The organism is Streptomyces sp. NPDC008086 (genome assembly GCF_042957325.1).
GTDB lineage: Bacteria > Actinomycetota > Actinomycetes > Streptomycetales > Streptomycetaceae > Streptomyces.
On sequence record NZ_JBIBIA010000004.1, the window covers coordinates 375,577 to 397,623 of the forward strand.

22 protein-coding genes are annotated in these 22,047 nt (G+C 72.5%); 9 read left to right on the top strand and 13 right to left on the bottom strand.

What is annotated here, in order from left to right; translation table 11 throughout:
• Positions 1 to 125 precede the first annotated feature (125 nt).
• Positions 126 to 1,670, top strand: coding sequence for a von Willebrand factor type A domain-containing protein (locus ACFZBP_RS15930; protein WP_391413540.1), 1,545 nt, complete (start codon positions 126 to 128; stop codon positions 1,668 to 1,670).
• A gap of 93 nt (positions 1,671 to 1,763) precedes the next feature.
• Here ACFZBP_RS15930 and ACFZBP_RS15935 read toward each other — a convergent pair whose 3' ends face one another.
• Positions 1,764 to 2,396, bottom strand: a complete 633-nt coding sequence (locus tag ACFZBP_RS15935; RefSeq protein ID WP_391413542.1) for a chorismate mutase — start codon at positions 2,394 to 2,396, stop codon at positions 1,764 to 1,766.
• A 137-nt stretch (positions 2,397 to 2,533) separates the two neighbouring features.
• On the opposite strand from ACFZBP_RS15935, the gene ACFZBP_RS15940 reads away from it, so the two are divergent.
• Both ACFZBP_RS15940 and ACFZBP_RS15945 read left to right on the top strand, forming a co-directional pair.
• Positions 2,534 to 4,453, top strand: coding sequence for an AMP-binding protein (locus tag ACFZBP_RS15940; RefSeq protein WP_391413544.1), 1,920 nt, complete (start codon positions 2,534 to 2,536; stop codon positions 4,451 to 4,453).
• Positions 4,454 to 4,593: 140 nt separating this feature from the next.
• Complete coding sequence (locus ACFZBP_RS15945) at positions 4,594 to 5,838, top strand: glycosyl hydrolase (protein ID WP_391413546.1); 1,245 nt, start codon at positions 4,594 to 4,596, stop codon at positions 5,836 to 5,838.
• A gap of 16 nt (positions 5,839 to 5,854) precedes the next feature.
• Here ACFZBP_RS15945 and ACFZBP_RS15950 read toward each other — a convergent pair whose 3' ends face one another.
• The 8 genes from ACFZBP_RS15950 to ACFZBP_RS15985 all read right to left on the bottom strand — a co-directional run bounded on the left by ACFZBP_RS15950 (position 5,855) and on the right by ACFZBP_RS15985 (position 15,303).
• Positions 5,855 to 6,994 carry a GNAT family N-acetyltransferase gene (locus ACFZBP_RS15950; protein WP_391413549.1) on the bottom strand — a complete coding sequence of 380 codons (1,140 nt, stop codon included), beginning with the start codon at positions 6,992 to 6,994 and terminating at the stop codon, positions 5,855 to 5,857.
• Positions 6,991 to 7,665: a lipopolysaccharide biosynthesis protein gene (locus tag ACFZBP_RS15955; RefSeq protein WP_383451459.1), complete on the bottom strand. Its 675-nt coding sequence runs from the start codon at positions 7,663 to 7,665 to the stop codon at positions 6,991 to 6,993. Before ACFZBP_RS15955 ends, ACFZBP_RS15950 begins: the two co-directional genes overlap by 4 nt.
• Positions 7,662 to 8,804, bottom strand: a complete 1,143-nt coding sequence (locus ACFZBP_RS15960) for a glycosyltransferase (protein ID WP_391413552.1) — start codon at positions 8,802 to 8,804, stop codon at positions 7,662 to 7,664. Before ACFZBP_RS15960 ends, ACFZBP_RS15955 begins: the two co-directional genes overlap by 4 nt.
• Entirely contained in the window at positions 8,801 to 9,592 is a 792-nt protein-coding gene (locus ACFZBP_RS15965; protein WP_391413554.1) for a polysaccharide deacetylase family protein, read from the bottom strand. Before ACFZBP_RS15965 ends, ACFZBP_RS15960 begins: the two co-directional genes overlap by 4 nt.
• Positions 9,582 to 11,306, bottom strand: a complete 1,725-nt coding sequence (gene murJ / locus ACFZBP_RS15970; protein WP_391413556.1) for a lipid II flippase MurJ — start codon at positions 11,304 to 11,306, stop codon at positions 9,582 to 9,584. Before murJ ends, ACFZBP_RS15965 begins: the two co-directional genes overlap by 11 nt.
• Entirely contained in the window at positions 11,303 to 12,619 is a 1,317-nt protein-coding gene (locus ACFZBP_RS15975) for an O-antigen ligase family protein (RefSeq protein WP_391414110.1), read from the bottom strand. Before ACFZBP_RS15975 ends, murJ begins: the two co-directional genes overlap by 4 nt.
• A gap of 84 nt (positions 12,620 to 12,703) precedes the next feature.
• Entirely contained in the window at positions 12,704 to 14,167 is a 1,464-nt protein-coding gene (locus ACFZBP_RS15980; protein ID WP_391413558.1) for an exopolysaccharide biosynthesis polyprenyl glycosylphosphotransferase, read from the bottom strand.
• Positions 14,164 to 15,303: a glycosyltransferase gene (locus tag ACFZBP_RS15985; RefSeq protein ID WP_391413560.1), complete on the bottom strand. Its 1,140-nt coding sequence runs from the start codon at positions 15,301 to 15,303 to the stop codon at positions 14,164 to 14,166. Before ACFZBP_RS15985 ends, ACFZBP_RS15980 begins: the two co-directional genes overlap by 4 nt.
• 192 nt (positions 15,304 to 15,495) lie before the next feature.
• Between ACFZBP_RS15985 and ACFZBP_RS15990 the strand changes: the two genes are divergently transcribed.
• Positions 15,496 to 15,804 carry a hypothetical protein gene (locus ACFZBP_RS15990; protein ID WP_383451445.1) on the top strand — a complete coding sequence of 103 codons (309 nt, stop codon included), beginning with the start codon at positions 15,496 to 15,498 and terminating at the stop codon, positions 15,802 to 15,804.
• 383 nt (positions 15,805 to 16,187) lie between these two features.
• Here the strand turns inward: ACFZBP_RS15990 and ACFZBP_RS15995 are convergent, their stop codons facing one another.
• The 4 genes from ACFZBP_RS15995 to ACFZBP_RS16010 form a co-directional block, all read right to left on the bottom strand.
• Positions 16,188 to 16,508, bottom strand: coding sequence for a hypothetical protein (locus ACFZBP_RS15995; RefSeq protein WP_383451443.1), 321 nt, complete (start codon positions 16,506 to 16,508; stop codon positions 16,188 to 16,190).
• Between the two features lie 61 nt (positions 16,509 to 16,569).
• Positions 16,570 to 16,890 carry a hypothetical protein gene (locus ACFZBP_RS16000; RefSeq protein ID WP_391413562.1) on the bottom strand — a complete coding sequence of 107 codons (321 nt, stop codon included), beginning with the start codon at positions 16,888 to 16,890 and terminating at the stop codon, positions 16,570 to 16,572.
• 66 nt (positions 16,891 to 16,956) lie between these two features.
• The gene (locus ACFZBP_RS16005; protein ID WP_383451439.1) at positions 16,957 to 17,292 is read right to left on the bottom strand and encodes a hypothetical protein; all 336 of its coding nucleotides are present in this window, start codon (positions 17,290 to 17,292) and stop codon (positions 16,957 to 16,959) included.
• A gap of 385 nt (positions 17,293 to 17,677) precedes the next feature.
• Positions 17,678 to 18,070 carry a hypothetical protein gene (locus tag ACFZBP_RS16010; RefSeq protein WP_383451437.1) on the bottom strand — a complete coding sequence of 131 codons (393 nt, stop codon included), beginning with the start codon at positions 18,068 to 18,070 and terminating at the stop codon, positions 17,678 to 17,680.
• A gap of 238 nt (positions 18,071 to 18,308) precedes the next feature.
• Here ACFZBP_RS16010 and ACFZBP_RS16015 point away from each other — a divergent pair, with 238 nt between their 5' ends.
• From ACFZBP_RS16015 to ACFZBP_RS16035, 5 genes are all read left to right on the top strand, one after another.
• A complete protein-coding gene (locus ACFZBP_RS16015) occupies positions 18,309 to 19,031 on the top strand; it encodes a beta-glucanase (RefSeq protein ID WP_391413565.1) in 723 nt (240 codons plus the stop codon).
• 194 nt (positions 19,032 to 19,225) lie between these two features.
• Positions 19,226 to 19,843, top strand: a complete 618-nt coding sequence (locus tag ACFZBP_RS16020; protein WP_383451433.1) for a vitamin K epoxide reductase family protein — start codon at positions 19,226 to 19,228, stop codon at positions 19,841 to 19,843.
• 90 nt (positions 19,844 to 19,933) lie between these two features.
• The gene (locus ACFZBP_RS16025; protein ID WP_383451431.1) at positions 19,934 to 20,431 is read left to right on the top strand and encodes a tyrosinase family oxidase copper chaperone; all 498 of its coding nucleotides are present in this window, start codon (positions 19,934 to 19,936) and stop codon (positions 20,429 to 20,431) included.
• Complete coding sequence (locus ACFZBP_RS16030; RefSeq protein WP_383451429.1) at positions 20,415 to 21,275, top strand: tyrosinase family protein; 861 nt, start codon at positions 20,415 to 20,417, stop codon at positions 21,273 to 21,275. Before ACFZBP_RS16025 ends, ACFZBP_RS16030 begins: the two co-directional genes overlap by 17 nt.
• Positions 21,276 to 21,335: 60 nt before the next feature.
• Positions 21,336 to 21,944 (top strand): DUF2087 domain-containing protein, encoded by a 609-nt coding sequence (locus ACFZBP_RS16035; protein WP_391413569.1) that lies wholly within the window; start codon positions 21,336 to 21,338, stop codon positions 21,942 to 21,944.
• Positions 21,945 to 22,047: the final 103 nt, after the last annotated feature.

Below are 22,047 nucleotides of genomic sequence, written 5' to 3' on the forward strand. Positions count from 1 at the left end.
GTCTCGACGGCCCGTCACCGTGCCCTCATCGAGACTCATCCGCAACGCTCCGTAGCGCACGTTCCGGCCCCCTGGCCCGTCACAGTCACAGAAGTCGACGTCAACGGACCAAGGGGGCACGGACGATGGAGCGGTACCGCACACGACGGCTGCACCGGACACTTCTCGCACTCACCGCGGCGGGCGGTCTGCTGCTCACCGGATGCGGTGGGAGCGACAGCGACGACAGCGGGAACCACGCGCGGGACAGCAAGGGAGGCGGCGAGGGCTTCCCGGCCCCCGCGTACAGCCAGGGCGAACGGCGCGACGGAGAGAACGAGGACTCCCGCGATTTCGCCCCCGAGCCCGACCACCTCTCCACCTTCGCCCTGGACGTCGACACCGCCTCCTACGGCTACGCCCGCCGCACCCTCGCCGAGGGCCGGCTGCCCGACCCGTCGACGGTCCGCCCCGAGGAGTTCGTCAACAGCTTCCGCCAGGACTACGACCGCCCCGACGGCAACGGCTTCACGGTCACCGTCGACGGCGCCCGCACCGACCGCGAGGACTGGTCCCTGGTCCGCGTCGGCCTCGCCACCCGCCCCGCCGCCGACCCCGGCGAGCGTCCACCCGCCGCCCTCACCTTCGTCATCGACATCTCCGGCTCCATGGCCGAACCGGGCCGCCTGGACCTCGCCCAGGACTCCCTCGGACACATGACGGACCAGCTCCGCGACGACGACTCGGTCGCCCTGGTCACCTTCAGCGACGAGGCCGAGACGGTCCTGCCGATGACCCGCCTGGACGGCAACCGCGACGAGATCCACGACGCCATCGACAGCCTGGAGCCCACCGACTCCACCAACCTCGGCGCGGGCATGGAGACCGGCTACGAGACCGCCGTCGAGGGCCTGCGCGAGGGCGCCACCAACCGCGTCGTCCTCATCTCCGACGCCCTGGCCAACACGGGCGACACCGACGCCGACACCATCCTCGAACGCATCGCCTCCGAACGCCGCGAACACGGCATCACCCTCTTCGGCGTCGGCGTCGGCAGCGACTACGGCGACGCCCTCATGGAACGCCTCGCCGACAAGGGCGACGGCCACACGGTGTACGTCTCCGACGAGGCCGACGCCCGCGAGGTCTTCAGCCGCCAACTGCCCCGGAACATCGACCTGACCGCCCGCGACGCCAAGGCCCAGGTCGCCTTCGACCCGGAGACGGTCAAGGAGTTCCGGCTCGTCGGCTACGACAACCGCCAGGTCGCCGACGACGACTTCCGTGACGACAGCGTCGACGGCGGCGAGATCGGCCCCGGCCACACCGTCACCGCCCTCTACGCCGTCCGCACCAGGCCCGGCACCGAGGGCCACCTCGCCACGGCGAGCGTGCGCTGGCTCGACCCGAAGACCCGCGCCCCGCATGAGAGGTCGGGCCAGCTGGAGACCGGCTCCCTGCACGACTCCCTCGACGACACCTCCGCGAGGTTCCAGGTCACGACCACCGCCGCCTACTTCGCCGACGCCCTCCGCGACGGTGATGGCGACGGCCGCTGGAGCTCCCTGCCCGCCGCACCGTCCCTGGGCGACCTGGGGGACCACGCCGAGGACCTGGCGAAGGAGACGGAGGACGAGGACGTACGACAGCTGGCGGAGGCCATCGGCCGGGCGGAGCGGCTGCTGGACTGAGGCGGCGTTCGACTGGGAGAACGGTGCGACTGAGGCCGCGGCGCGACCGAGGCTGCCGGTCGACCGCGGCGGCGGTGCGGCGGGCCCGGCGCCTCAGGAGTCCGCGCAGACCGAGGGCAGCGCCCGTACGAGGCCCTCGACATGCAGCGCGTCCAGCTCATGGCCGTACGCGGACCGCACGGCGGCCACCGCCAGCCGAGGCTCGCACGACGGGGGCGTCCGCAGCCGCCCGGTGTCGTGGAGGGCGCGCAGCAACTCCGTGGTGATGCGGTCGAGTTGCGGACGGACCTCCTTGACCAGGTCGGGGCGCTCGGTCGGGCGCTCCTCGGGGTGCGCGTCCCAGCGTGCGTACAGTCCCCGCTGTACCAGCTTGTTGGCCTCGATCTGGTCCCGGAAGACCGCCTTCACCCCGTCCGGATCGAGGCCGAGCCCGGTCGCCCGCGTGGCCACGTCGTCCAGGATCTGCCGCTCACGCACCGGGTCGTCGATCGGCTTGTCGGTGCCGTACTTGGCGGCGGCGACCTTGTCGGCGAGGAGCAGCCGTTCGGCGAACAGGTCGGTGAGCGGGGTGAGTCCGGGGGAGACGGCGGCCGCCCGAACGGGGGGCGAGGCGTGGGTCGACGCGTACGTCGAGGGGTGCGCGGCGGCGGGTGCGGCGCCCGCGAGGGACACGGCCGTGGCGGCGCAGACGGCGACCAGGGCGGACCGGAGACGTCGGGAGTGCACGGGGGTTCCTTCCGTGGGGGGTGCTGGTACAGCAACGTACCCAGGCACCGGCCCGCACTTTGCGTGAACCATTGACCTTCCCTTACGCATGAGTAAGTTGACTCCCCGGTAAGTACGGCTGGTACCCGGGAGTCACCATGGGCGTACGCAAGGATCTGAGGCGGGCGAAGCAGCGCACCGACCTGATGGACCGCACCAGGGTCGAGGTCGTCAAGGACGCCGACGGTGTGGTCCGCGAGGCCCGCACCCCGGCCCTCGCCCCGCACGTCACCACCGGCAGCATCGCCGACCTGCCGTTCACCAACGCGGCCGAGGCCCCCGACGCGGTGGCCCTCCGCCGAGAGCGGGCGGGCACCTGGCAGCCGGTGACGGCCGCGGCCTTCGCCCGTGAAGTCACCGCCGTGGCGGCCGGGTTGATCGCGGCCGGCCTGGAACCGGGCGGCCGGGTCGCCGTGATGTCCCGCACCCGCTACGAGTGGACGGTCCTCGACTTCGCCGTCTGGGCCGCCGGCGGCCAGACCGTCCCCGTCTACGCCACCTCCTCGACCGACCAGGTGGAGTGGATCGTCCGCGACTCCGGCGCCCGCCACGTCGTCACCGAGACCGCCGAGAACACCGCCACCGTGACGAGGGGGACGGCGCGGCACGAACAGGCCCCGAGAATTTGGGAGTTGGACGCGGGCGCGCTCGCCGAACTCACCGCCCTCGGCCGTGACGTCCCCGACGAGGAGGTCACCAAGCGCCGCACGGCACTGACTCCCGACACCATCGCGACCGTCTGCTACACCTCCGGCACCACCGGCCGGCCGAAGGGCTGCGTCCTCACCCACGCCAACCTGTACGCCGAAGCGGCCAACACGGTCGAACTGCTCCACCCCGTCTTCAAGGAGGTCACCCAGCAGACCGCCTCGACTCTGCTCTTCCTCCCCCTCGCGCACATCCTCGGCCGCACCCTCCAGATCGCCTGTCTGATGGCCCGCATAGAGGTCGGCCACTGCCCGAGCATCAAGCCCGACGAACTCCGCCCGGCCCTCAGAAAGTTCCGCCCCACCTTCCTGGTCGGAGTCCCCTACCTCTTCGAGAAGATCCACGACACCGGCCGGGCGACGGCCGAGAAGATGGGCCGCGGCGCCTCATTCGACCGCGCCGACCGCGTCGCCGTCCGCTTCGGGGAGGCGTACCTGAACAAGTTCCTCGGCACGGGCAAGGGCCCCACCCCCACCCTCTACGCCGCGTGGGCCCTGTACGACCTGCTGGTCTACCGCCGCGTCCGCAAGGAGCTGGGCGGCCGCATGCGCTACGCCATCAGCGGCGGCTCCCCCCTCGACCGCGACCTCAACCTGTTCTTCTACGCCGCCGGAATCATGGTCTACGAGGGCTACGGCCTCACCGAGACGACGGCCGCCGCCACCATCGTCCCGCCCCTGAAGCCCCGCCCCGGCACGGTCGGCCGGCCCGTCCCCGGCACGGCGGTCCGCATCGCCGACGACGGCGAGGTTCTGATCAAGGGCGGCATCGTCTTCGGCGCCTACTGGAACAACCCGGCCGCCACCGACGCCGTACTCCAGGACAGCTGGTTCGCCACCGGCGACCTCGGCTCCCTCGACGCGGACGGCTACCTCACCATCACCGGCCGCAAGAAGGACATCCTCGTCACCTCCGGCGGCAAGAACGTCTCCCCGGCCGTCCTGGAGGACCGCCTGCGCAGCCGTCCCCCGATCGGCCAATGCCTCGTAGTCGGCGACAACCGGCCCTTCGTCGCCGCCCTGATCACCCTCGACCCCGACGCCGTCACCCACTGGCTGGCCGTACGCAGGATGCCCGCCGACACCCCGCTCTCCGAGCTCCTCGCGGACCCCCGCCTCCGAGCCGATGTCCAGAAGGCCGTCGACCACGCCAACGAGGCCGTCTCCCGCGCCGAGTCGATCCGCGCCTTCGCCCTGGTCGAGGGCGAGTTCACCGAGGACAACGGGATGCTGACGCCGTCGATGAAGGTGAAGCGGCAGGCGGTGATGGGGGTGTACGCGAGGGAGATCGAGGCGCTGTACCAGAGCTGAGGCGAGGAGTGGGCCGAGGGGGAGGGAGGCGGCGGGCGGGGCGCCATTCGGGTGCGTTCCGTTGGTGCTATGTGCGCGTATATGACTATGTATCAGGAATGGAAGGAGCTCCGAAGGCGCAGCCGTACCAAGGAGGATGCATGGCCCCTGCCTCTCGTCGGACCGTTCGCCGCGGGACGGCGTTCCTCGTTGCCGGCTTGTTCGGGGTGGTTGCCCTGGGGCCGGGGGTGGCCTTCGCGGTCTCCTCCGACCATTCGACGCCCCCGGGCGGTGCCCACTCCCCGCCGGGCGTCGTCGCGCGCGGCCCGGCGTTCGGGGCGTACCTGCACTTCGGGCCCGCCGGTGTGCAGCGGATGCAGGAGCTCGGTCGCTGGCTGGACGGCCAGGAGCCACGGGTGGGGCACACCTATCTGCCGGGGGACGTGTGGCGCAACATCGAAGGGGCGCCCGGGTTCCTCGACAGCTGGGCCGACTGGCGGCGGGCCAGGGCCGAGCGGATGCTCGTGCTGAACGTGCCGATGATGGAGCGCAACGAGGACAACCTGCCCGACGCCGAGGTGCGCGAGCTGCTGCGGCGCGGCGCGGACGGCGCGTTCGACGAGCACTTCAGGGTGCTGGCCCAACGCCTGGTCGACCTGGGCGTACCCGACACGGTCATCGTGCTCGGCTGGGAGATGAACGGCCTCAGCTACACCCACCGCTGCGCCCCCGACCCGGACAGCTGGAAGCGGTACTGGAAACGCATCGTCGGCGTCATGCGCTCGGTCTACGGCCAGCACTTCAGGTTCGACTTCGCCCCGAGCCGCGGCATGGACGCGATCCCCTGGCCCGAGTGCTACCCCGGCGACGACGTCGTCGACATCATCGGCATGGACGCCTACGACCAGCCTCGCGGGACGAGCTTCGACGAACAGGTCTCCGAGCCCTACGGCCTCCAGCACCACGTCGACTTCGCACGCGCGCACGGCAAGCCGATCTCGTACCCGGAATGGGGCCTGTTCCACAACGGCGACAACATCACGTACATGCTGCGCATGCTCGCCTGGATGAACGAGCACAAGCCGCTGTACAACACCATCACCGACTACTGCCCGCACGGCGTGTGGCTGTGCTCCGACAACCCCCGTGCCTCCGCCCTGTACCGCGTCCTGCTCTCCACCCCGCTCACCCCCCAGCCGAAACCGGGGCCGCCGGTCCCGGTCCCGAACCGGCCCATGACCCAGACCCAGCCACCGAGACCGGCACCGACGCCGACATCGACGGCGACGTCCGCGCCGACGCCCATGCCCTCGCAGCTGCCGCGCTGCACCCCGCTGGAGCTCGCGAAATGGCTGAAGCACCAGGTCGGCGGGAAACTCCGGGCGTGTGTGGAGTGGCCTGAGTGACGGGACCGGCCGGGGGCTACTGCTGATCGGCCGGTTGCGCCTGCTCCGCCTGATCCGCCTCGCGGCGCAGCACCCGCTTGGCCCGCTGCCGCACCCCCGCCTCCGCGACGGCGGCCGCCAGCAGCGGCGCGGTGCGGCGCCGGGCCAGCAGCAGACGCTGGTTGACGACCCTCTTGGGGTGCCAGCGGTACTTGTACGGCTCGTCACCGCGCAGCAGGCTCAGCACCCGGTGCCCGTCGACCGACGCGAGGTGCTCGGTGGACGCGTGCAGCAGCATCGCCGCCACGTCCACCTTCCGCTCCCGCAGCTGCGGATGGAAGCCGTAGAGATAGGTGCCCGCCAGTCCTCCCGGCCGTCCCGACAGCAGGTTCAGATTGACCGCCACCACCGTCCCGTCGAGCAGGAACTCCATCACCGCCGCCTGCCCGGACCGGGTCATCGGCGCCGCCGAGCGGACCAGATGCTCCAGGAACCGCGGCCGCGCGTGCTCCGTCGACATCCGCCGGCCCTGCCACTGCAGCCGGTGCAGCGCGAGCAGCCGACGCAGCGCAGCGTCGGTCTCCTCGCCGCGCACGAGGCGCCACTCGATGCCGAGTCGCGCGAGTCGGTTCACCTTGTTGCGGACCCGCTGGGCGTGCCGCGACGACAGCCGCCCGACCAGCTCGTCCATCGGTACGGCGGGCAACTCCAGGCACACCGAGTCGGGCATCCGGTGCCGCGGCCCGCGCCAGCACAGGTAGACGCGTTCCATCGCACCACCCGGCCGCACCTCACGGAAGTCGACCAGACAGGTGCGCGCCAGCTCGGCCAGCGCGCCCGCGAGCGCCCCGGCGGCCGGCCCGGCCACCTCGTCGTCGATGAGCACATCGCAGATGTCGGTGATGGCACCGCCCATCGGCACCAGCGCCGGCAGCGGCCGACGCACCCGCATCAGCGGCGCCGCCGCCACCAGCGCACCGCCCTTGCGCACCAGCACCAGCCGCAGCCGGCCCGGCCTGCCGTACGACTGCCACCACGAGTGCAGCCAGGCATGGCTCTGGAAGGCCGTCGCGGACGGGCACGCGCCGTGCAGGCGTTCCCAGTCGCCGGCCAGCTCCGCGAAGGCGCGCTCGTCGGTGCACACCTCCACCGACAGCGCGCGCCCGTACCCGCTCACCCAAGCGTCCCGCGGGCGTCGGCGGCGCCTGCCGGGCCGGGGACCGAGGCATGGCCCTGGTCGTCGTCGTCCTCCGCGGCACGCCGCGGCCGGGCCAGCAGCGCGAGGCCGCCCAGCAGCCCGCCGGCGCTCGCGCCCACCAGCGAGGCCAGCGCCGGGGACGCGGACGACGGCTCGGTGGGCTTCAGGGCACGGGAGAGGCGTTCGAGCCGGATGCCGGTGCGCGAACGGCTGTGGTCCGCCTCCGTGATCAGCGCGCGGGACACGGCGTTGGCGATGTCGACGGCCTGCGAGGGCTTCGACGCGGTCGCCGACACCGCCACCATCGGCGCGTCCGGCGAGGTCGCCACGTCCACGCTCTCGCGCAGCGTCGAGACCGGTACGCCCGCCCACACCTGGGCGTCACCGAGCACCGCGAGCTGCGTGGCGACCCGGCCGTACGCCTGCGCGAAGCCGAGCGCGTCGGTGCAGTCGGCCTCGGTCGTGCCGTTCGGCACGGCGACGACGGAGCTGGTCGCCGTGTACTGCGGAGGTCTCAGCTGGCCGTAGGCGCCGCCTGCCGCGGCACCGACCAGCGCGGCGGCCGGCAGCCACCACCACGAGGCCAGCCGTAGCACGCGCGAGCGCGGACGGTCGGCCACCCGGGCACCCTCAGTGGGGTTGTCTGTCATGAGGAACTCACTTCCAGGTTCGAGCCGGCCAGAGCGGCCGTGTACAGATCCATCAACTGCCGCGCGGTACGCGCGATGTCATAGCGGCGTACGACCTCGGGGACGGTCCGCTCGTACCGCCCCACCGCCCGCAGCCGCAGCAGTTCCCGCGCGTACGCCTCCGCCCCGCCCCGGACGCGCCGGGCACCCGGGGCCGCGTCGGGCGGCAGGTCGTCGATGGCGGGACAACTCGCGTACAGCACGGGGAGCCCGGCCGCCAGCGCCTCGACCACCGCCAGGCCGAAGGCCTCCTCGGGCGACGGCGAGGCGAGCACGTCCATCGCGGACAGCAGGGCGGCGAGGCCTGGCGCGGCGTCGCCGGCCAGGGGCAGATACGGGCGCTCGCCGGTCAGCACCATCCGCTCGGCGACCCCGAGCTGCTGCGCGGTCCGCCGCAGCGCCGCCTCCTCGGGGCCGGCGCCCACCAGCAGCAGCCGTACGTCGCCGGGCAGTTGGTGCAGGGCGCGCACGAGCACGTCGAACCGCTTGCCCGGGGTGAGCCGCCCCACGCCGCCGACGACGTACGCGTCCGGCGGCAGCCCGTGGAACGCCCGGGCCTCCTCGCGGCGCCGCTCGTCGAAGCGGAACCGGGGCGCGTCGATGCCGTTCGGGATGACCCGGATCCGCGGCCCGGGCACGCCCCAGTGCCGCAGCCGCTGCGCCACCGTCGGCGACACGGCGACCGTGGCACGACCCAGGCGCTCGCCGGCCAGGTAGAGGGCGCGAACCCCCGAGTTCAGCGGCCGGCCCTCCAGCCGGCTCGCGCCGATCGAGTGCTCGGTGGCGACGATGGCCCCGACCCCCGCGAGCCGCGCCGCGACCCGGCCGTACAGACAGGCCCGGTACAGATGGGTGTGGACCAGGTCGTAGCGGCCGGCGCGGATCAGCCGGGTGAGGCGGGGCAGCGCGTCGACGTCACGGTTGCCGCTCATCCCGAGGTGGGCGACGCGGACGCCGTCGGCGGCCAGGCCGGCCGCGACGGAGCCGGGGTTGGTCAGCGTCACCACGTCGCACTGCGCGGGCAGGTGCCGCAACAGCAGCCGCAACTGCTGTTCCGCGCCGCCCACTCCGAGGCCGGTGATGACGTGCAGGGCCCTCACACGGCCTCCAGGGCGCGGCCGTAGTACCGGGCCAGGCGGCGCTTCAGCTCCAGCCGCAGCGAGATGTCCGCCTGCCCGAGGTGGATACGGGGCAGCGCGAGGTCGCCGGAGCCGGCCGGACCGGGGGAGATCGCGCAGGCGTAGCGGTACCCGGCCCGGCGCACGGCGGCGACCACCCGCTCGTCGAGACAGCCGTACGGGTAGCAGAAGCCGTCGACGTCGCCTCCGGTGAGGGCGGCGAGCCGCTGCCGGCTCTCCTCGACCTCGGAGTGCAGCACCTCGTCGGTGGTCCTGGTCAGGTTGAGGTGGGTCATGCCGTGCGAGGCGATCTCCATGCCCGCGGCCACGGCGCGGTGGACGTCGGCCGCGTCGAACAGGGGTTTGCGCGGGCCGGTCGGCTCCCAGGAGTTCTCGCCGCCGAGCCGCCCGGGCAGCACGAACACCGTGGCCGAGAAGCCCCAGCGGTGCAGCACGGGCACCGCGTGGCTGAGGAAGTCGGTGTACCCGTCGTCGAAGGTGAGCCCGACCAGGCCGCGCTCGGCGCCCCTGGCGCGTGCCGCGAGCAGCTCCCGGACGCTCACCCCGCGCAGCCCGCGCGCGGCGAGCCAGCCGAGTTGCCGGTCCAGGCGGTCGGGCGTGACGGTGACGTTGTACGGGTCGTCCCGGCAGTCGGAGACGGAGTGGTACATGGCCACCCAGGCGGCGGGACCCTTTCTCGGGTGTCCCCCCGCGACCGGGTCGGGATCGGGTTCGGCCGCGCGTGGGGCGGCGGAGATGTCAGCGACCATGGCGAAGCTTTCGGGTGAGGGAGCTACGGACGGAGTGCGTGACGGGAAGCAGGAGGGCCCGGACGCCCGCCGCGTCGAGGATCCAGGCCAGCGACAGGAAGACGACGGTCGCGCAGGCGCAGCCGACGGCGAGGGCGGCCGTGGGTGAGCCGAACCGCCCCGCGCAGAACAGCCCGGCTCCGGCGGCGCACACGGCCGCGCGCACCGGCCGCGACAACTCGGCGACGACCGAGCGGACACCGACGGGCACGCTGCGCGGCCCCAGTCCCTTCAGCAGGAGCAGTGCCGTGAGGGTGATGCCGGCCGCGTTGGCCGCGGCGAGGCCGCGCGCACCCCAGGGGTCCACGGCCCAGGCGCTGAGGACGGCGGTGGCGAGCGCGCCGGCCCCCATGGCGAGCAGCGGGAACCAGGTGGTGCGGCCGGTCGAGAAGTACGACCGCACCAGCGCCCCGACGAGCGTGTGCCCGAGCAGCCCCACCGCGTACACCCGCATGACGGCGGCGGTCGCGGCGGTGTCCTGCGCGGTGAACGCGCCGCGCTGGAAGAGGAGTTGGACGATCTGCGGGGCGCAGGCCACGACCACGGCGGCGCCGAACAGCACGAGGCAGCCCATCAGCGTCAGGTCCCGCTCGACCCGGTCCCGGGCCCGCCGCAGATCGCCCTCGGCGATGGCCCGCGCCACCACCGGGAAGGTGACGACGCACACCATCATCGCCAGCGACATCGGGAACTGGGCGACCTTCTGGGCGTAGTTGAGGTGCGAGATGGCGCCGGCGGGCAGCCCGGAGGCGAAGTAGCGCTCGATGAGGACCTGCGACTGCCGGCACAGGGTGAACAGCAGGACCGCGCAGACCAGGGCCGGCACGAGCGTCCGGCCGCCGTCCTCGCCGTCCCCGTCGTACCCGGACACCGGCGCGAAGCGACCGGGCTCCCGGCCCGCGGTGATCCGCCGCCACAGCGACGGCGCCTGTACGGCGGCCATGACGCATCCGCCGATCGCGACACCGAGCGCGGCGGCCCGAACGCCCCAGCGGTCGGCGAGCACGAACATCGTCGCGATGATCGCGAGGTTGTAGGCGATGTAGATGGCGCCCGGCGCGAGATAGGCGCGGTGCGCCCGCAGCGCCGCGCTGAAGTACCCGGCGAGCCCGAAGCTCAGCACGCAGGTCGCGGTCAGCCGGGTGCAGGACACGGCCAGGGCCGGGTCGGGCAGGCCGGGCGCGAGCACGGAGACGACCTGCGGCGCCATGGCCGCGAGCACGGCGGCCGAGCCGGCGAGGACCAGGCACAGCCGCGGCAGCGAGGCGGTCACCAGGGCGCGCACGGGGTCGGGCGTGCCGATCCCACGGGCCCGCCGCGCCAGCGCCACGCTGAACGCGGGCACGAGCACGAACGCCATCCCGTCCTCGATCAGCAGTGTCGACGCCATCTCGGGCAGCGTCCACGCGACGAGGAACGCGTCGCTGTCCACCCCGGCCCCGAACAGCTGGGCGAGCGTCTGGTCCCGCCCGAGTCCGAGGACCGCCCCGGCCATCGACAGCGCTGCGGAGAGCAGCGTCGCCCTGGCGAGAAAGCGCCGTGAGGGCGCGCCGGTCCGCCGGACGGTCGGCGGGGCGGGGCGGACGCCCTCGGCGACGGGCGGGGCGTCCCCGCCGGGCGCCTGTCCGGGCGCCTGCTCGGGGGCGGTCGCGGTCGTGGGCGGGCGGGGCCTCATCGCGTCCCCGCCGTGGTCGGCGCCGTCGCCCGGTCGGGGGCCAGGGCCCACCAGGCGGCGAGGCCGAGGCAGACCCCCGCGAGGATGGTGGAGGGGCCGCCGATGTCGGCGTACAGGAAGTTGACGAGCTGCCACAGCAGCAGCCCGCACGCCGGGAGCGCGCAGTCCCGCACGGCGCGTCCGCCGCGCCGCAGCCGGCGCAGCGCGATCACCAGCAGGGCGAGCCAGCTGCCCGCGAACGCGAGCAGGCCCAGCATGCCCTGCTCGCTGAGGAGCAGCAGGTACATGTTGTGCGGGGAGAGCAGCGGCTGGCGACGGAAGGCCTGGCCGGCCCCGGCGGTGTCGCTGCCCGACGACAGCGCGAGCGAGGCATGGCCGTCCCGGTGCGCGGGGAAGGCCTTCAGCCCGACGCCCGTCAGCGGATGCCCGCGCCACATCTCGCCCGCCGCGGCCCACATCGTGTACCGGTCGACGACCGACTGGTCCGGCGCGTCGGTGACGTGGGTGACGCTGGTCAACCGCTCCTGCAGGGTCGCCGCGCCCAGGCCGAGCCCGCCCACCAGCACCACCGCGGCCGCGGCCGCCGCCGCGAACACCGTCGCCGCCCGTCGCACCCCGACCAGCAGCAGCTGCGCCCCGCAGGCGAACGCCGTGGCGATCCAGGCGCCCCGGCTGAACGACAGCGCGAGCGGCACGAGCAGAGCCAGCGCGCACCCGGCCGCCACGAGCCGCTCTCGCCGCGCCCGCGTACCGAGCGCGAGTCCGGTCGCGGCCACCACGCCGAACGCCACGACGGTCGCCATCCCCATCACGTCGGACGGCCCGAACGTGCCCACCGCCCGGATGTCGGCCCCCTGGTACAGGGCCCCGGTCTCGGTGAGGTTCTGGTGCACCCCGATGGCCCCCTGCCACAGCGCGAGGCCGACCAGGGACCACAGCACCAGCCGCGCGCCCCGCCGGTCGCGCACCAGCAGCAGCACCGCGACCGGGACGAGCACGAACACCTGGAGGTAGCGGGCCAGTCCGGCGAGCGCGTCACTGGTGGTCAGCGCCCCCGTCGCGGCGACCGCGACGCCCACCACGGGCAGCCCGAACAGGACCGCCGCCGTCCGGGTCAGCGGACGCCGCGCCCCTCGCACGGCCCGGACGAGCGCGCACAGCACGACCAGTCCCGAGGCGGCGTCGGCGGGCGTGGCCGAGCCGCCCGGCGTGACCGGCAGCCCCAGCAGGACGACGACCGCGAGGACGGGCAGCACGGACAGCAGCGACGGGGCGGACAGGGCGGAGCGGACGGGGAGCGCGGACAGACGCAGGCCTGGCCGGGCCAGCGGGGACCGCGGCTTCGGCCGGGGCGGCGCGAGCGGGGCAGCGGCCGTGGGGGACGTACTCACCGGTGCTCAGCTCCCTGTCGGCCGGACGAACTGGGCCACCGTGCGCAGCAGGATGCAGACGTCCTGCCACAGCGACCAGTTGTCGATGTAGGCGTTGTCGTAACGGCAGCGGTCCTCGATCGAGGTGTCACCGCGCAGCCCGTTGATCTGCGCGAGCCCGGTGATCCCGGTCCGCATCCGGTGGCGGGCCGGATAGCCCGGATGGGCCTGGCTGAACTTCGCGACGAAGTACGGCCGTTCGGGCCGCGGCCCGACCAGGCTCATGTCGCCGCGGAAGACGTTCCACAGCTGGAGCAGCTCGTCCAGCGAGGTGCGCCGCAGGAAATGGCAGAACGGGCTCATGTCCTGGTCGTTCGCCACGCTCCAGCGGGTCGCCGCCTCGTGCGCGCTGGCCGGCCGGTGGGTGCGCAGCTTCAGCATCGTGAACGGCCGCCCGTCCTTGCCGATCCGCTCCTGCCGGAACACCACACCCGGCCCGTCCATGACCCGCAGCACGGCCGCGCACACCAGCAGCACCGGCCCGGCCAGCACCAGCAGCAGACCCGAGAGCACCACGTCCAGCACCCGCTTGCCCACGCTCCCGCGCCGCCGTCCGCCCTCCGACCCCAGCAACCTGCGGGAGAACCCGGCCAGCTGCCCGGCCCCCTGACGGCACCCGCCGAGGCCGTACGGCGGCGGATCCGCGTCCAGCTCCCACAGCACACAGCCGTACGCGGCCAGCCCCCGCAGCACGGCGGCCTTCTCCGTCCGGGTGGCGGCCCCCACGACGAGCACCGTCTCCACCCCGTTCTGGATCACCGCCCGCCGCGCGTCCTGCGCCGTGGTGAGCACCGGCAGCCCGGCCTCGTCGTCGGCGTCGCCGAGGACGTCCGGATCGTCGGCGAGCAGTCCCACCGGCCGTACCCCGCAGCCCGGTTGGCGCAGCAGCGCGGCCGAGACCAGCCGGGCCACCGCGACCGGGCCGACCACCAGCGCCGGACAGGGGTGCCGCCGCAGCGCCCGGCGCCGCTGCCCGTGCACCGCCTCACGGCCCGCACAGGCCGCGAGACAGTGCACGGTGACCACGGCGACCAGCACGGCCAGCGGGAGCGAACACAACGGCGAGACCGCCACGACCGCCGCCCAGCCGACGGCGATCCGGCCGCAGACAGCGGGAAGTTCGTCGAGTACGCCGGGGACGACGAAGGTGTCGTACAGCGCCGCCCGGCGGTTCAACCCGATCACACCGAGGACGAGCACCACGACGACCGGCGAGAACCGGTGCGGCGCGGGCAGGACCAGCACCGCGGCCGACAGCGCGGCCCCGCCGTCGACCAGCCACAGGGGCGCCCGGGAGCCCGGCCGGGGAAGACGCGACCAGCGCCCGGCGGCCCGGCGCCCGGCGGCCCGGCCGCGCGCGTCGACAACGGTGACGGTGTCCTGCGCCGTCCGCTGCTGCCCGGGCGAGGCGACGGTGCTCTCCGCGGTCATGTGGTGACGCACTCCCTGCCCCCGTTCGATTCGACGACCCGCGTGGTGGCGAGGCCGAGCAACTCGCGGTAGACGTCGGTCACCGCGTCCGTGGCGCGCCGCAGATCGTGGCGGGCCAGCACATGCGCCCGGGCCTGGGCGCCGAGCTCCGCGCGCAGCGGCTCGTCGAGCAGCAGCGCCGTCAGCGCCCGGGCCAGCGCGCCGGGGTCCTCCGGCGGCACCGGACAGGACGGCGGACGGCCGGGCGGAAGGCTCTCGCCCGCCCCGTCCACGTCCGTGACGACGACCGGCCGGCCGCACGCCATGGCCTCCAGCGGGGCGAGTGCCATGCCCTCCCAGCGGGACGGCAGCACCACGACGTCCGCGGCCCGGTACCAGCGCCCGGTGTCGGCCGTCGCCCCGGCGAACTCCACCGACTCGGGCGCACCCGAGCGCAGTTCGTCCGCGTCCGGACCGTCACCGACCAGCACCAGCCGCGCGCCCGGCACCCGCCGCACCACCTCGGGCCAGGCCGTCAGCAGCACGTCCTGCCCCTTCTGACGGCACAGCCGGCCCACGCACACCACGAGCGGTCCCGCCCCGCGGCGCGCGCGGTCTCCGTCCGGCCGGAACCGGCAGGTGTCGACCCCGTTGGGGACCACCCGCCACCGGGCGTCGATGCCGGACCGCACCCCGGTGCGCCGCTCGGCCTCGCTCACACACAGCACCCGCGTCGCCCACCGGGCCCCGAACCGCTCCCAGTTCAACGCCAGTCGCGCGACGACCCCGTCCGTGGCCTCGAACGACCAGGCGTGCGGCTGGAACACGGTCGGCAGAGCACCGCGCACCGCCAGCCGGGCCGCGAGCCCGGCCTTGGCGCTGTGCGCGTGCACCAGGTCCGGCCGCACCGAGCGCAGCACGCGCGACAACTGCCGTACCTCGCCCGGGAGTCGGCGCCCCGGCGCGCGGGTCGCGTCCCAGCGGACCACCGTGCAGTCCAGGCCCCTGAGGTCGTCCCCCAGCGTGCCGCCCCGCGGACAGGCCACGGACACCCGCAGTCCCGCGGCGAGTTGGGCCGCCACCAGGTCCGTCACGACCCGCGCGACACCGCCCTCGACGGGCTGGGCGACATGCAGGATGTGCGGCGCAATGCGCATGACCGAGGCCGCCCTTTCGAATAAAGACACTTATCCATACTTATCTGAGAAGCGGTCAAGTGTGGCGGAACGGTGGTGTTTTCGGAGTTGTTTCATTCACGGGACCACCCATTTGGCGCCACGGGGGTTTCCCGGGGGTTCCCTCCTCGTTAGCCCAGGAGAACCGAGACCGTGTAATTCCTGGAAAGGAACATGATGAAGAACCTCAAGGCTGCTGCCGTCGTCGTCGGGTCCCTCGCCATCGCCGGTGCCACCGTGCCCGGCGCCGCCGCGGTGGACATGCCGTCGTCGGGCCTCGTCGACAACGGCAAGACGGTCGCCCGCAGCCTCCCCTCGGCCGCCAAGGTGCCGACGGGCTACGTGGGGAACAACGTGAAGCGCACCGCGGACAAGGTGAAGAAGGGCGTGCAGTCGCAGGGCATGGTGAAGACCCCCGTCCTCGGCGGCGCCCTGCCCAACCCCGTCGACGGCCGTCTGCTCGGCGGACTCCCGATCAAGTAGCCGCCTCCGGCGGACCCCTCGTTCCTTTCTGCCGCGCCGTTGGCCTTCGGCTCGATGACCAGGGCCGGCTCCGAATCAATCGGAGCCGGCCCTTCGGCATGTACGGGGGAGTGGGATTGCCCTCTGGTATTCAATTTGGGCCGAATGGAGGACTCGGGGTGACCACGGAGCGATAGGCGCCGTTGAACCCAGTGAATGGGCGCTCTTTCCTCCTTGCCGGCGCTCCTTGACCGTGGGCCCTGTCTGACGCTGACGCAGACAGGGCCCACGGTCTTTGTGTGCGCAGGAGCTCTCGCCGAAAGGCCCCCGAAGACCGAAAGGCCCCCGAACACCGATGGCGGTCCGCCGGAAATCCGGCGGACCGCCATCGGGTGAAGCACTGGTCACATCAGCAGGCCAGCCGCCGACGGGGCGTTCTGCGCCTGGTCGATCTTGGCGGTGTTGCAGGAGGCGTAGCGCGAGCGCGGCGCGGCGACGCCGCCGAGGACGGCACCGTTGGACCACGGGGCGAGGCAACGGGCGTCGATGAGGGCGCCGTTGACCACGGCGATGCCCTGCTGGGGTTCGTTGACGACGACCGGGGACGTCGAGAAGCCGCTACCGCCCTTGACCGTGGTGGTGTCACCGTCGGCCGTGGCGGTGCCACCGGTCGCGATGACGATGCCCGCGGCGATGGCGGAGATGGCCGTAACCTTCTTACGCATGAGTTGAGCCTTTCCGGACTGCGTTCGGGGTTTACCTGCTCCGATTTCCTCGGAGCAGGAGTCACATCAGCAGGCCAGCCGCCGACGCGGCGTTCTGCGCCTGGTCGATCTTGGCCGTGTTGCAGGCGGCGTAGCGCGAGTGCGGCGCGACGGTGCCGGCGAGAACGGCTCCGTTGGACCACGGCGCGGCACAGCGGAGGTCGACGACCGTGCCGTTCACGATGGCGATGCCCTGCTGGGGTTCGTTGACGACGACCGGGGACGACGAGAAGTCGCTGCCGCCCTTGACCGTGGTGGTGTCGGAGTCGGCGGCCGCGGTACCACCGGTCGCGAGGGCGATGCCTGCCGCGAGCGCGGAGATGGCCGTAACCTTCTTACGCATGAGTTGCGCCTTTCGGGGCTGCGTTGGGGTAATTCACGTACCGCTGGGAACAGTTCGCAGCGGAGGTCACATCAGCAGGCCACTCGCCGACACGGCGTTCTGCGCCTGGTCGATCTTGGCGGTGTTGCAGGAGGCGTACCGCGAGTTCGGTGCCACGGTGCCGGCGAGAACGGCTCCGTTGGACCACGGGGCGAGGCAGCGACCGTCGACGAGGGTGCCGTTGACGACGAGAACGCCCTGCTGGGGGGCGTTCACGACGACGGGGGCCGACGAGAAGCCGCTGCCGCCCTTGACGGTGGTGGTCTTGCCGTTGCCGTCGTACTCGCCGGCGGAGGCAAGGCCGGCGGTGCCGACGACGGTGCTGAGGGCGAGGGCCGTGATGACCGCGAACTTCTTGCTCAACTCGGTTCCTTCCTGAATTCACGGTTGCGCACGCTTACGAAAAGGAAACCCGTATATGCATGCATAAGTCACGGCGGGAACAATCAAACGCGGCCAGATTCCTTCGGATGGCGCAACGCGCGAAATCCGCGGTGCGACGGGCCGAATAGAGCGGCCGGAACGCCGCCGACATGCATCCGGCCCACCGGCGGGTGAGGGCCGGTGGGCCGGACGGATGATGCACGGGGGCAGTGGGTGCGGCCGCCGTATATGGAGACCGGGTCGCGGGTCCGGATTCGGCATCCGGGCCTGTCCGTGGTCTCCGGCTGTCGAGAACCGGATCAGAGTCTCAGAATTCCGGGGCCGGCATACGCCGGTACGGCCGACTCAAAGGGTTGCCGGGTCGTCACTTGTTGGGAAGCAGGGTGCCGAGGCCAGTGGCCGTCGGCGCGTGCAGCGGGTGGATCTGGACCTCGCCGCTTCCGGCCGGGTTCTTCACCGGAATGGTGGGCCGCTTCGCGGCGTTCGGGTCCATGCCGTCCAGGTAGACACCGGACATGCCTCCCGACTTGCGCTTGTCGAACGCGCTGCCCTTGGCGACACCGCCGTCACGGGCCAGCCGCGTCACGACGTCGGCCGCGGGCACGACCGCCGGCGTCACCTTGGTCGGGGACATGAGCCCGCCGATCGGACTGGTGGAGACACCCGAACCTCCGGCGGCGACCGCCGCGGCGGCGGAGCCACCCACAAGACCCGCACCGATGGCCAACGCCGCAGTGGTGAAAACTGCCTTCTTCATGATTCACCTCGCTTGAAAGTACCTCTGATCCGACGGTTGGAGAACATAGCAGTCCAACGGCCCTGCAAAAGCGACGCGTTACGCCATACGCATGAAAGTCGGTGGAGTGAAGAATGTAATGCGCAGAGAGATTCCCAGGGATTGACATCTGGTCGGAAAGATGAATTTCGGAATTGTCTGCCCGCGCCTCCGCCGAGTCGGTCCGTCCGGAGCCGTCCCAGGGCCTACCCTCGCCGCCATGACCACCTACAGCGACACCTCCACGCCGAGCGCACCCCCCGGCAGGTCGCTCGTCTGGGCGGAGGAGTTCGACGCCCCGATCGCCTGGGGCACGCGATGGGTCGGTGACAGATCGAGCGCCTACCGCTACGGCGACCACAACCCGGACGACAACAAGCTGGACTGGCTCGACCCCCGCTGTGTCACCGTCTCCGACGGGGTGGCCACCTTCACCGCCGTACCGGCCCACCGCACCCTCGAGAACGGCCGACCGGCCTGGCACACCGGCCTGCTCACCACCGAGTACTCCGCCGAGGGCTTCCAGGTGCGGACCGGGGACCACGTCGAGACCGGCGTCCGACTGCCCTGCGGGACCGGAGCCTGGCCGGCGCTGTGGACCTGGAAGGACGGCGGGAACGAGGTCGACTCCTTCGAGTACCACCCGGACAACCCGCATCTTCTGGAGCTGTCCAACCACGTCCGGCACGGCGCGACCTACCACACCGACGCCGCCGCGATCGGCCCGGACCGCTGGGTCGGCATCGGCACCAGCTTCGGCGAACACTGCGTCGAGTGGTACGTCAACGGCGAGCACGTCTTCTCCGACGGCACCGGCGTGGGCCCCGGCTGGTCGGCGTATCTGATCCTCAACCTGTCGCTGAGCGCGGGCGCGTACCACCCGGCCCCCTGCGGCCCGGCGCCCATCACCTTCGACGTCGACTTCCTCCGCGTCTACCGCTGACGCACCGCACCGCACCACACCACACCGCTCCAGTCACCGCACCACACCCCTCCATTCACCGCTCCATCCACCGATCCGTTCATCACTCCCGATCCCCGTCCCGGTCCCCCGATCGGGCGGATGGCCGTCGAGATGTCGGCCGGACGGGGGAGCGGTCCCCGAGAAGTGGCGCGGGCCGTCGATAAGGTCGCGCGATGGCCCCTGACTCGAGCGACTCCGCACGGCCGATCCGCCCGACCGCCGGTGGCAGCCGCGCGTTCGCCCTGCTGCTGGTGGTCTGCGGGGCGGCCGGACTGCTGGCCTCCTGGGTCATCACCCTCGACAAGTTCAAGCTGCTCGAGGACCCGGACTTCACCCCGGGCTGCAGCCTCAACCCCGTGGTGTCCTGCGGCAGCGTCATGGAGAGCGACCAGGCCGAGGCCTTCGGGTTCCCCAACCCGATGCTGGGTCTGGTGGCCTACGGCATCGTGATCTGCGTCGGCGTCAGCCTGCTGGCCGGGGCCGCGTTTCCGCGCTGGTACTGGCTGACCTTCGCCGCCGGATGCCTCTTCGGCGTCGGGTTCGTCTCCTGGCTCCAGTTCGAGTCCCTGTACCGGATCGACGCCCTGTGCCTGTGGTGCTGCCTGGCCTGGCTCGGGACCATCCCGCTCTTCTGGTACGTGACGTCCTTCGTCGTACGCCACGACTTCCTGCCCGCGCCGAACCCCGTGAAGACCTTCTTCTCGGAGTTCACCTGGGTGCTCCCCGTACTGCACATCGGGATCGTCGGCATGCTGATCCTGACCCGCTGGTGGGACTTCTGGACCAGCTGACCATTGCACCGTATGGGCGCCTCGGCGGTGACCGTGGAGCGCCCCGCACGGTTACTCGTACGAACAGCCGAACCGTACGAGGAGTGAGCGATGGCCGTCAGCGCAGACGGAGTGTCGGTGGGTGCGGTGCAGGGGGAGGGCACCCCGGTGCGGAACGAGCCGGAGAGGCGGACACGGCGGGAGGTGGCGCGGGTGCTGCTCGCCTCCGCCGCCGTCGCGCTCGCCCCGGTCGTCACCGCCTCCCGGCCCGCGCGACCCGCGGACGTGCAGCCGGACACCGGCACCCCCTTCGACGAGACCTACCGCGGCCGCCGCATCCAGGGCGCCCCCCTTCCCCTCCAGGGCCTCTCCGCCCTCGGAGCCGAGTGGCAGGTCACCGTGGACGGCCGGCCGCTGCATCTGATGCGCCGTGCCGACGGCAGCTGGCTGAGCATGGTCGACCACTACAGCTGGTACCGGACGCCGCTGGAGGCGACCCGCGCCGCCGTCGACGAGCTCGGGCCCCTGCGGCGGCTGCGTGACCTGGCCCCCGGGCCGTTCGGCGGCGGGCACCCGCACGGGGAGGCACAGCATGGTGTACGTGCGTAAGAACGTCAGCAAGCTGACACGCACCGAGCGGCGGCGGTTCGTCGAGGCCCTGCTCGAGGTCAAACGGACCGGCGAGTACGACGAGTTCGTACGGCTGCACATCGAGCACTTCCGCGGGGACGGCGACCGGGGCCTGCGCGCCGCCCATATGGCGCCCTCCTTCCTGCCCTGGCACCGCCGGTTCGTGCTGGACCTGGAGAACGCCCTGCGCCGCGTCGACGACTCGGTGACGGTGCCGTACTGGGACTGGACCCGGGACCGTTCGACCACCTCGGTGCCGTGGACCGACGATCTGCTCGGCGGCAACGGACGGCCCGTGGACCGGCAGGTGATGACCGGGCCGTTCGCCTACGCGACGGGCAACTGGACCCTCAGGGCGAGGATCACCAACGTCGAGTTCCTCACCCGGGACCTGGGCCGCTCGCGCCGGCCGATCGACCTGCCCACCCGGGCCGATCTGAACTGGGCGCTGAAGGACCCCGTCTACGACGTCTCCCCGTGGGACTCCACCGTGTCCAAGGGCTTCCGCAACAAGATGGAGGGCTGGGGCAGCAGCGACAACCCCTGGCGCAACCACAACCGGGTCCATCGCTGGGTCGGTGGCGTCATGCTCGGCGGCGCGTCCGTCAACGACCCGGTGTTCTGGCTGGTCCACGCCTTCGTCGACATGCAGTGGCAGCGCTGGCAGCGACGCCACCGCAAACACCGCTACGCCCCAGCCAAGCCGCCGGGCCGGGGCAGCACCCAGTACGGCCGGATCGTCGCCCGCAACGAGAACCTGCCCCCGTGGGACGTCACTCCGGACGAGCTGGAGGACATGTCCGGGATCTACCGGTACGGGTGAGACCAGGCCCCGCCGAAAAATCGCTCAGCCCCGCGGCCCGGGTCCACTAGCCTCCCGGGCATGGCAACCGATCCCACGGAACAACTGGTCCGACTGTTCGCCGAGGAGACCCGGGTACGCGCCTTCGCCGCCGTGGCGCTGGGCGCGGGCAGCACCGAGCAGGTCGCCCGGGCGGCGGGGCTGCCCGCGAGGGAGACGGCCGTGGCACTGCTGCGGCTGCGCGAGCAGGGCGTGGTGACGGCCGGGGACGACGGGCAACTGGGTGTGGCGTACGCCCTGTTCAAGGAGTACGCCCGCACCGCTGACCGGCGTGCGCGCGCCTCCGAGGCCGCCGAAAGCCCGGCGTCCGACGAACAGCGCGCCGCCTACCTGGTCCTGCGGACCTTCGTCCGCGACGGCCGACTGGTCCGGCTGCCCGCGCGGTGGACCCGTAAGAAGCTCGTGCTGCGGCACATCGCCGAGCAGACCTTCGAGCCGGGCGTCGAGTACCCGGAGCGCACCGTCAACGACAAGCTGCGCGCCTGGTGCGAGGACAGCGACGACATCGACCATGTGACCCTCCGCCGCTATCTGGTGGACCTGCACCATCTGCGCCGGAGCGACGGCATCTACCGAAGGCCCACCGAGAGCACGCCGGCCGAGGGCGCCGGGACCGCCGACATCGCCTGACGCCCGCCCACCCGCAGGGGGCTGGTTTTCCAGCCCGTCCGGCGTTTGAGGACGAGGCCCGGAGGGCCGACAGCGGGGGTCTGGGGGCGCAGCCCCAGGGATG

Coding starts and splice junctions, on each gene's coding strand:
- ACFZBP_RS15930 (WP_391413540.1), top strand. CDS start 126: ATGGAGCGGTACCGCACACGACGGCTGCACCGGACACTTCTCGCACTC.
- ACFZBP_RS15940 (WP_391413544.1), top strand. CDS start 2,534: ATGGGCGTACGCAAGGATCTGAGGCGGGCGAAGCAGCGCACCGACCTG.
- ACFZBP_RS15945 (WP_391413546.1), top strand. CDS start 4,594: ATGGCCCCTGCCTCTCGTCGGACCGTTCGCCGCGGGACGGCGTTCCTC.
- ACFZBP_RS15955 (WP_383451459.1), bottom strand. CDS start 7,665: ATGACAGACAACCCCACTGAGGGTGCCCGGGTGGCCGACCGTCCGCGC.
- ACFZBP_RS15965 (WP_391413554.1), bottom strand. CDS start 9,592: ATGGTCGCTGACATCTCCGCCGCCCCACGCGCGGCCGAACCCGATCCC.
- murJ (WP_391413556.1), bottom strand. CDS start 11,306: ATGAGGCCCCGCCCGCCCACGACCGCGACCGCCCCCGAGCAGGCGCCC.
- ACFZBP_RS15980 (WP_391413558.1), bottom strand. CDS start 14,167: ATGACCGCGGAGAGCACCGTCGCCTCGCCCGGGCAGCAGCGGACGGCG.
- ACFZBP_RS15985 (WP_391413560.1), bottom strand. CDS start 15,303: ATGCGCATTGCGCCGCACATCCTGCATGTCGCCCAGCCCGTCGAGGGC.
- ACFZBP_RS15990 (WP_383451445.1), top strand. CDS start 15,496: ATGATGAAGAACCTCAAGGCTGCTGCCGTCGTCGTCGGGTCCCTCGCC.
- ACFZBP_RS15995 (WP_383451443.1), bottom strand. CDS start 16,508: ATGCGTAAGAAGGTTACGGCCATCTCCGCCATCGCCGCGGGCATCGTC.
- ACFZBP_RS16000 (WP_391413562.1), bottom strand. CDS start 16,890: ATGCGTAAGAAGGTTACGGCCATCTCCGCGCTCGCGGCAGGCATCGCC.
- ACFZBP_RS16010 (WP_383451437.1), bottom strand. CDS start 18,070: ATGAAGAAGGCAGTTTTCACCACTGCGGCGTTGGCCATCGGTGCGGGT.
- ACFZBP_RS16015 (WP_391413565.1), top strand. CDS start 18,309: ATGACCACCTACAGCGACACCTCCACGCCGAGCGCACCCCCCGGCAGG.
- ACFZBP_RS16020 (WP_383451433.1), top strand. CDS start 19,226: ATGGCCCCTGACTCGAGCGACTCCGCACGGCCGATCCGCCCGACCGCC.
- ACFZBP_RS16025 (WP_383451431.1), top strand. CDS start 19,934: ATGGCCGTCAGCGCAGACGGAGTGTCGGTGGGTGCGGTGCAGGGGGAG.
- ACFZBP_RS16030 (WP_383451429.1), top strand. CDS start 20,415: ATGGTGTACGTGCGTAAGAACGTCAGCAAGCTGACACGCACCGAGCGG.
- ACFZBP_RS16035 (WP_391413569.1), top strand. CDS start 21,336: ATGGCAACCGATCCCACGGAACAACTGGTCCGACTGTTCGCCGAGGAG.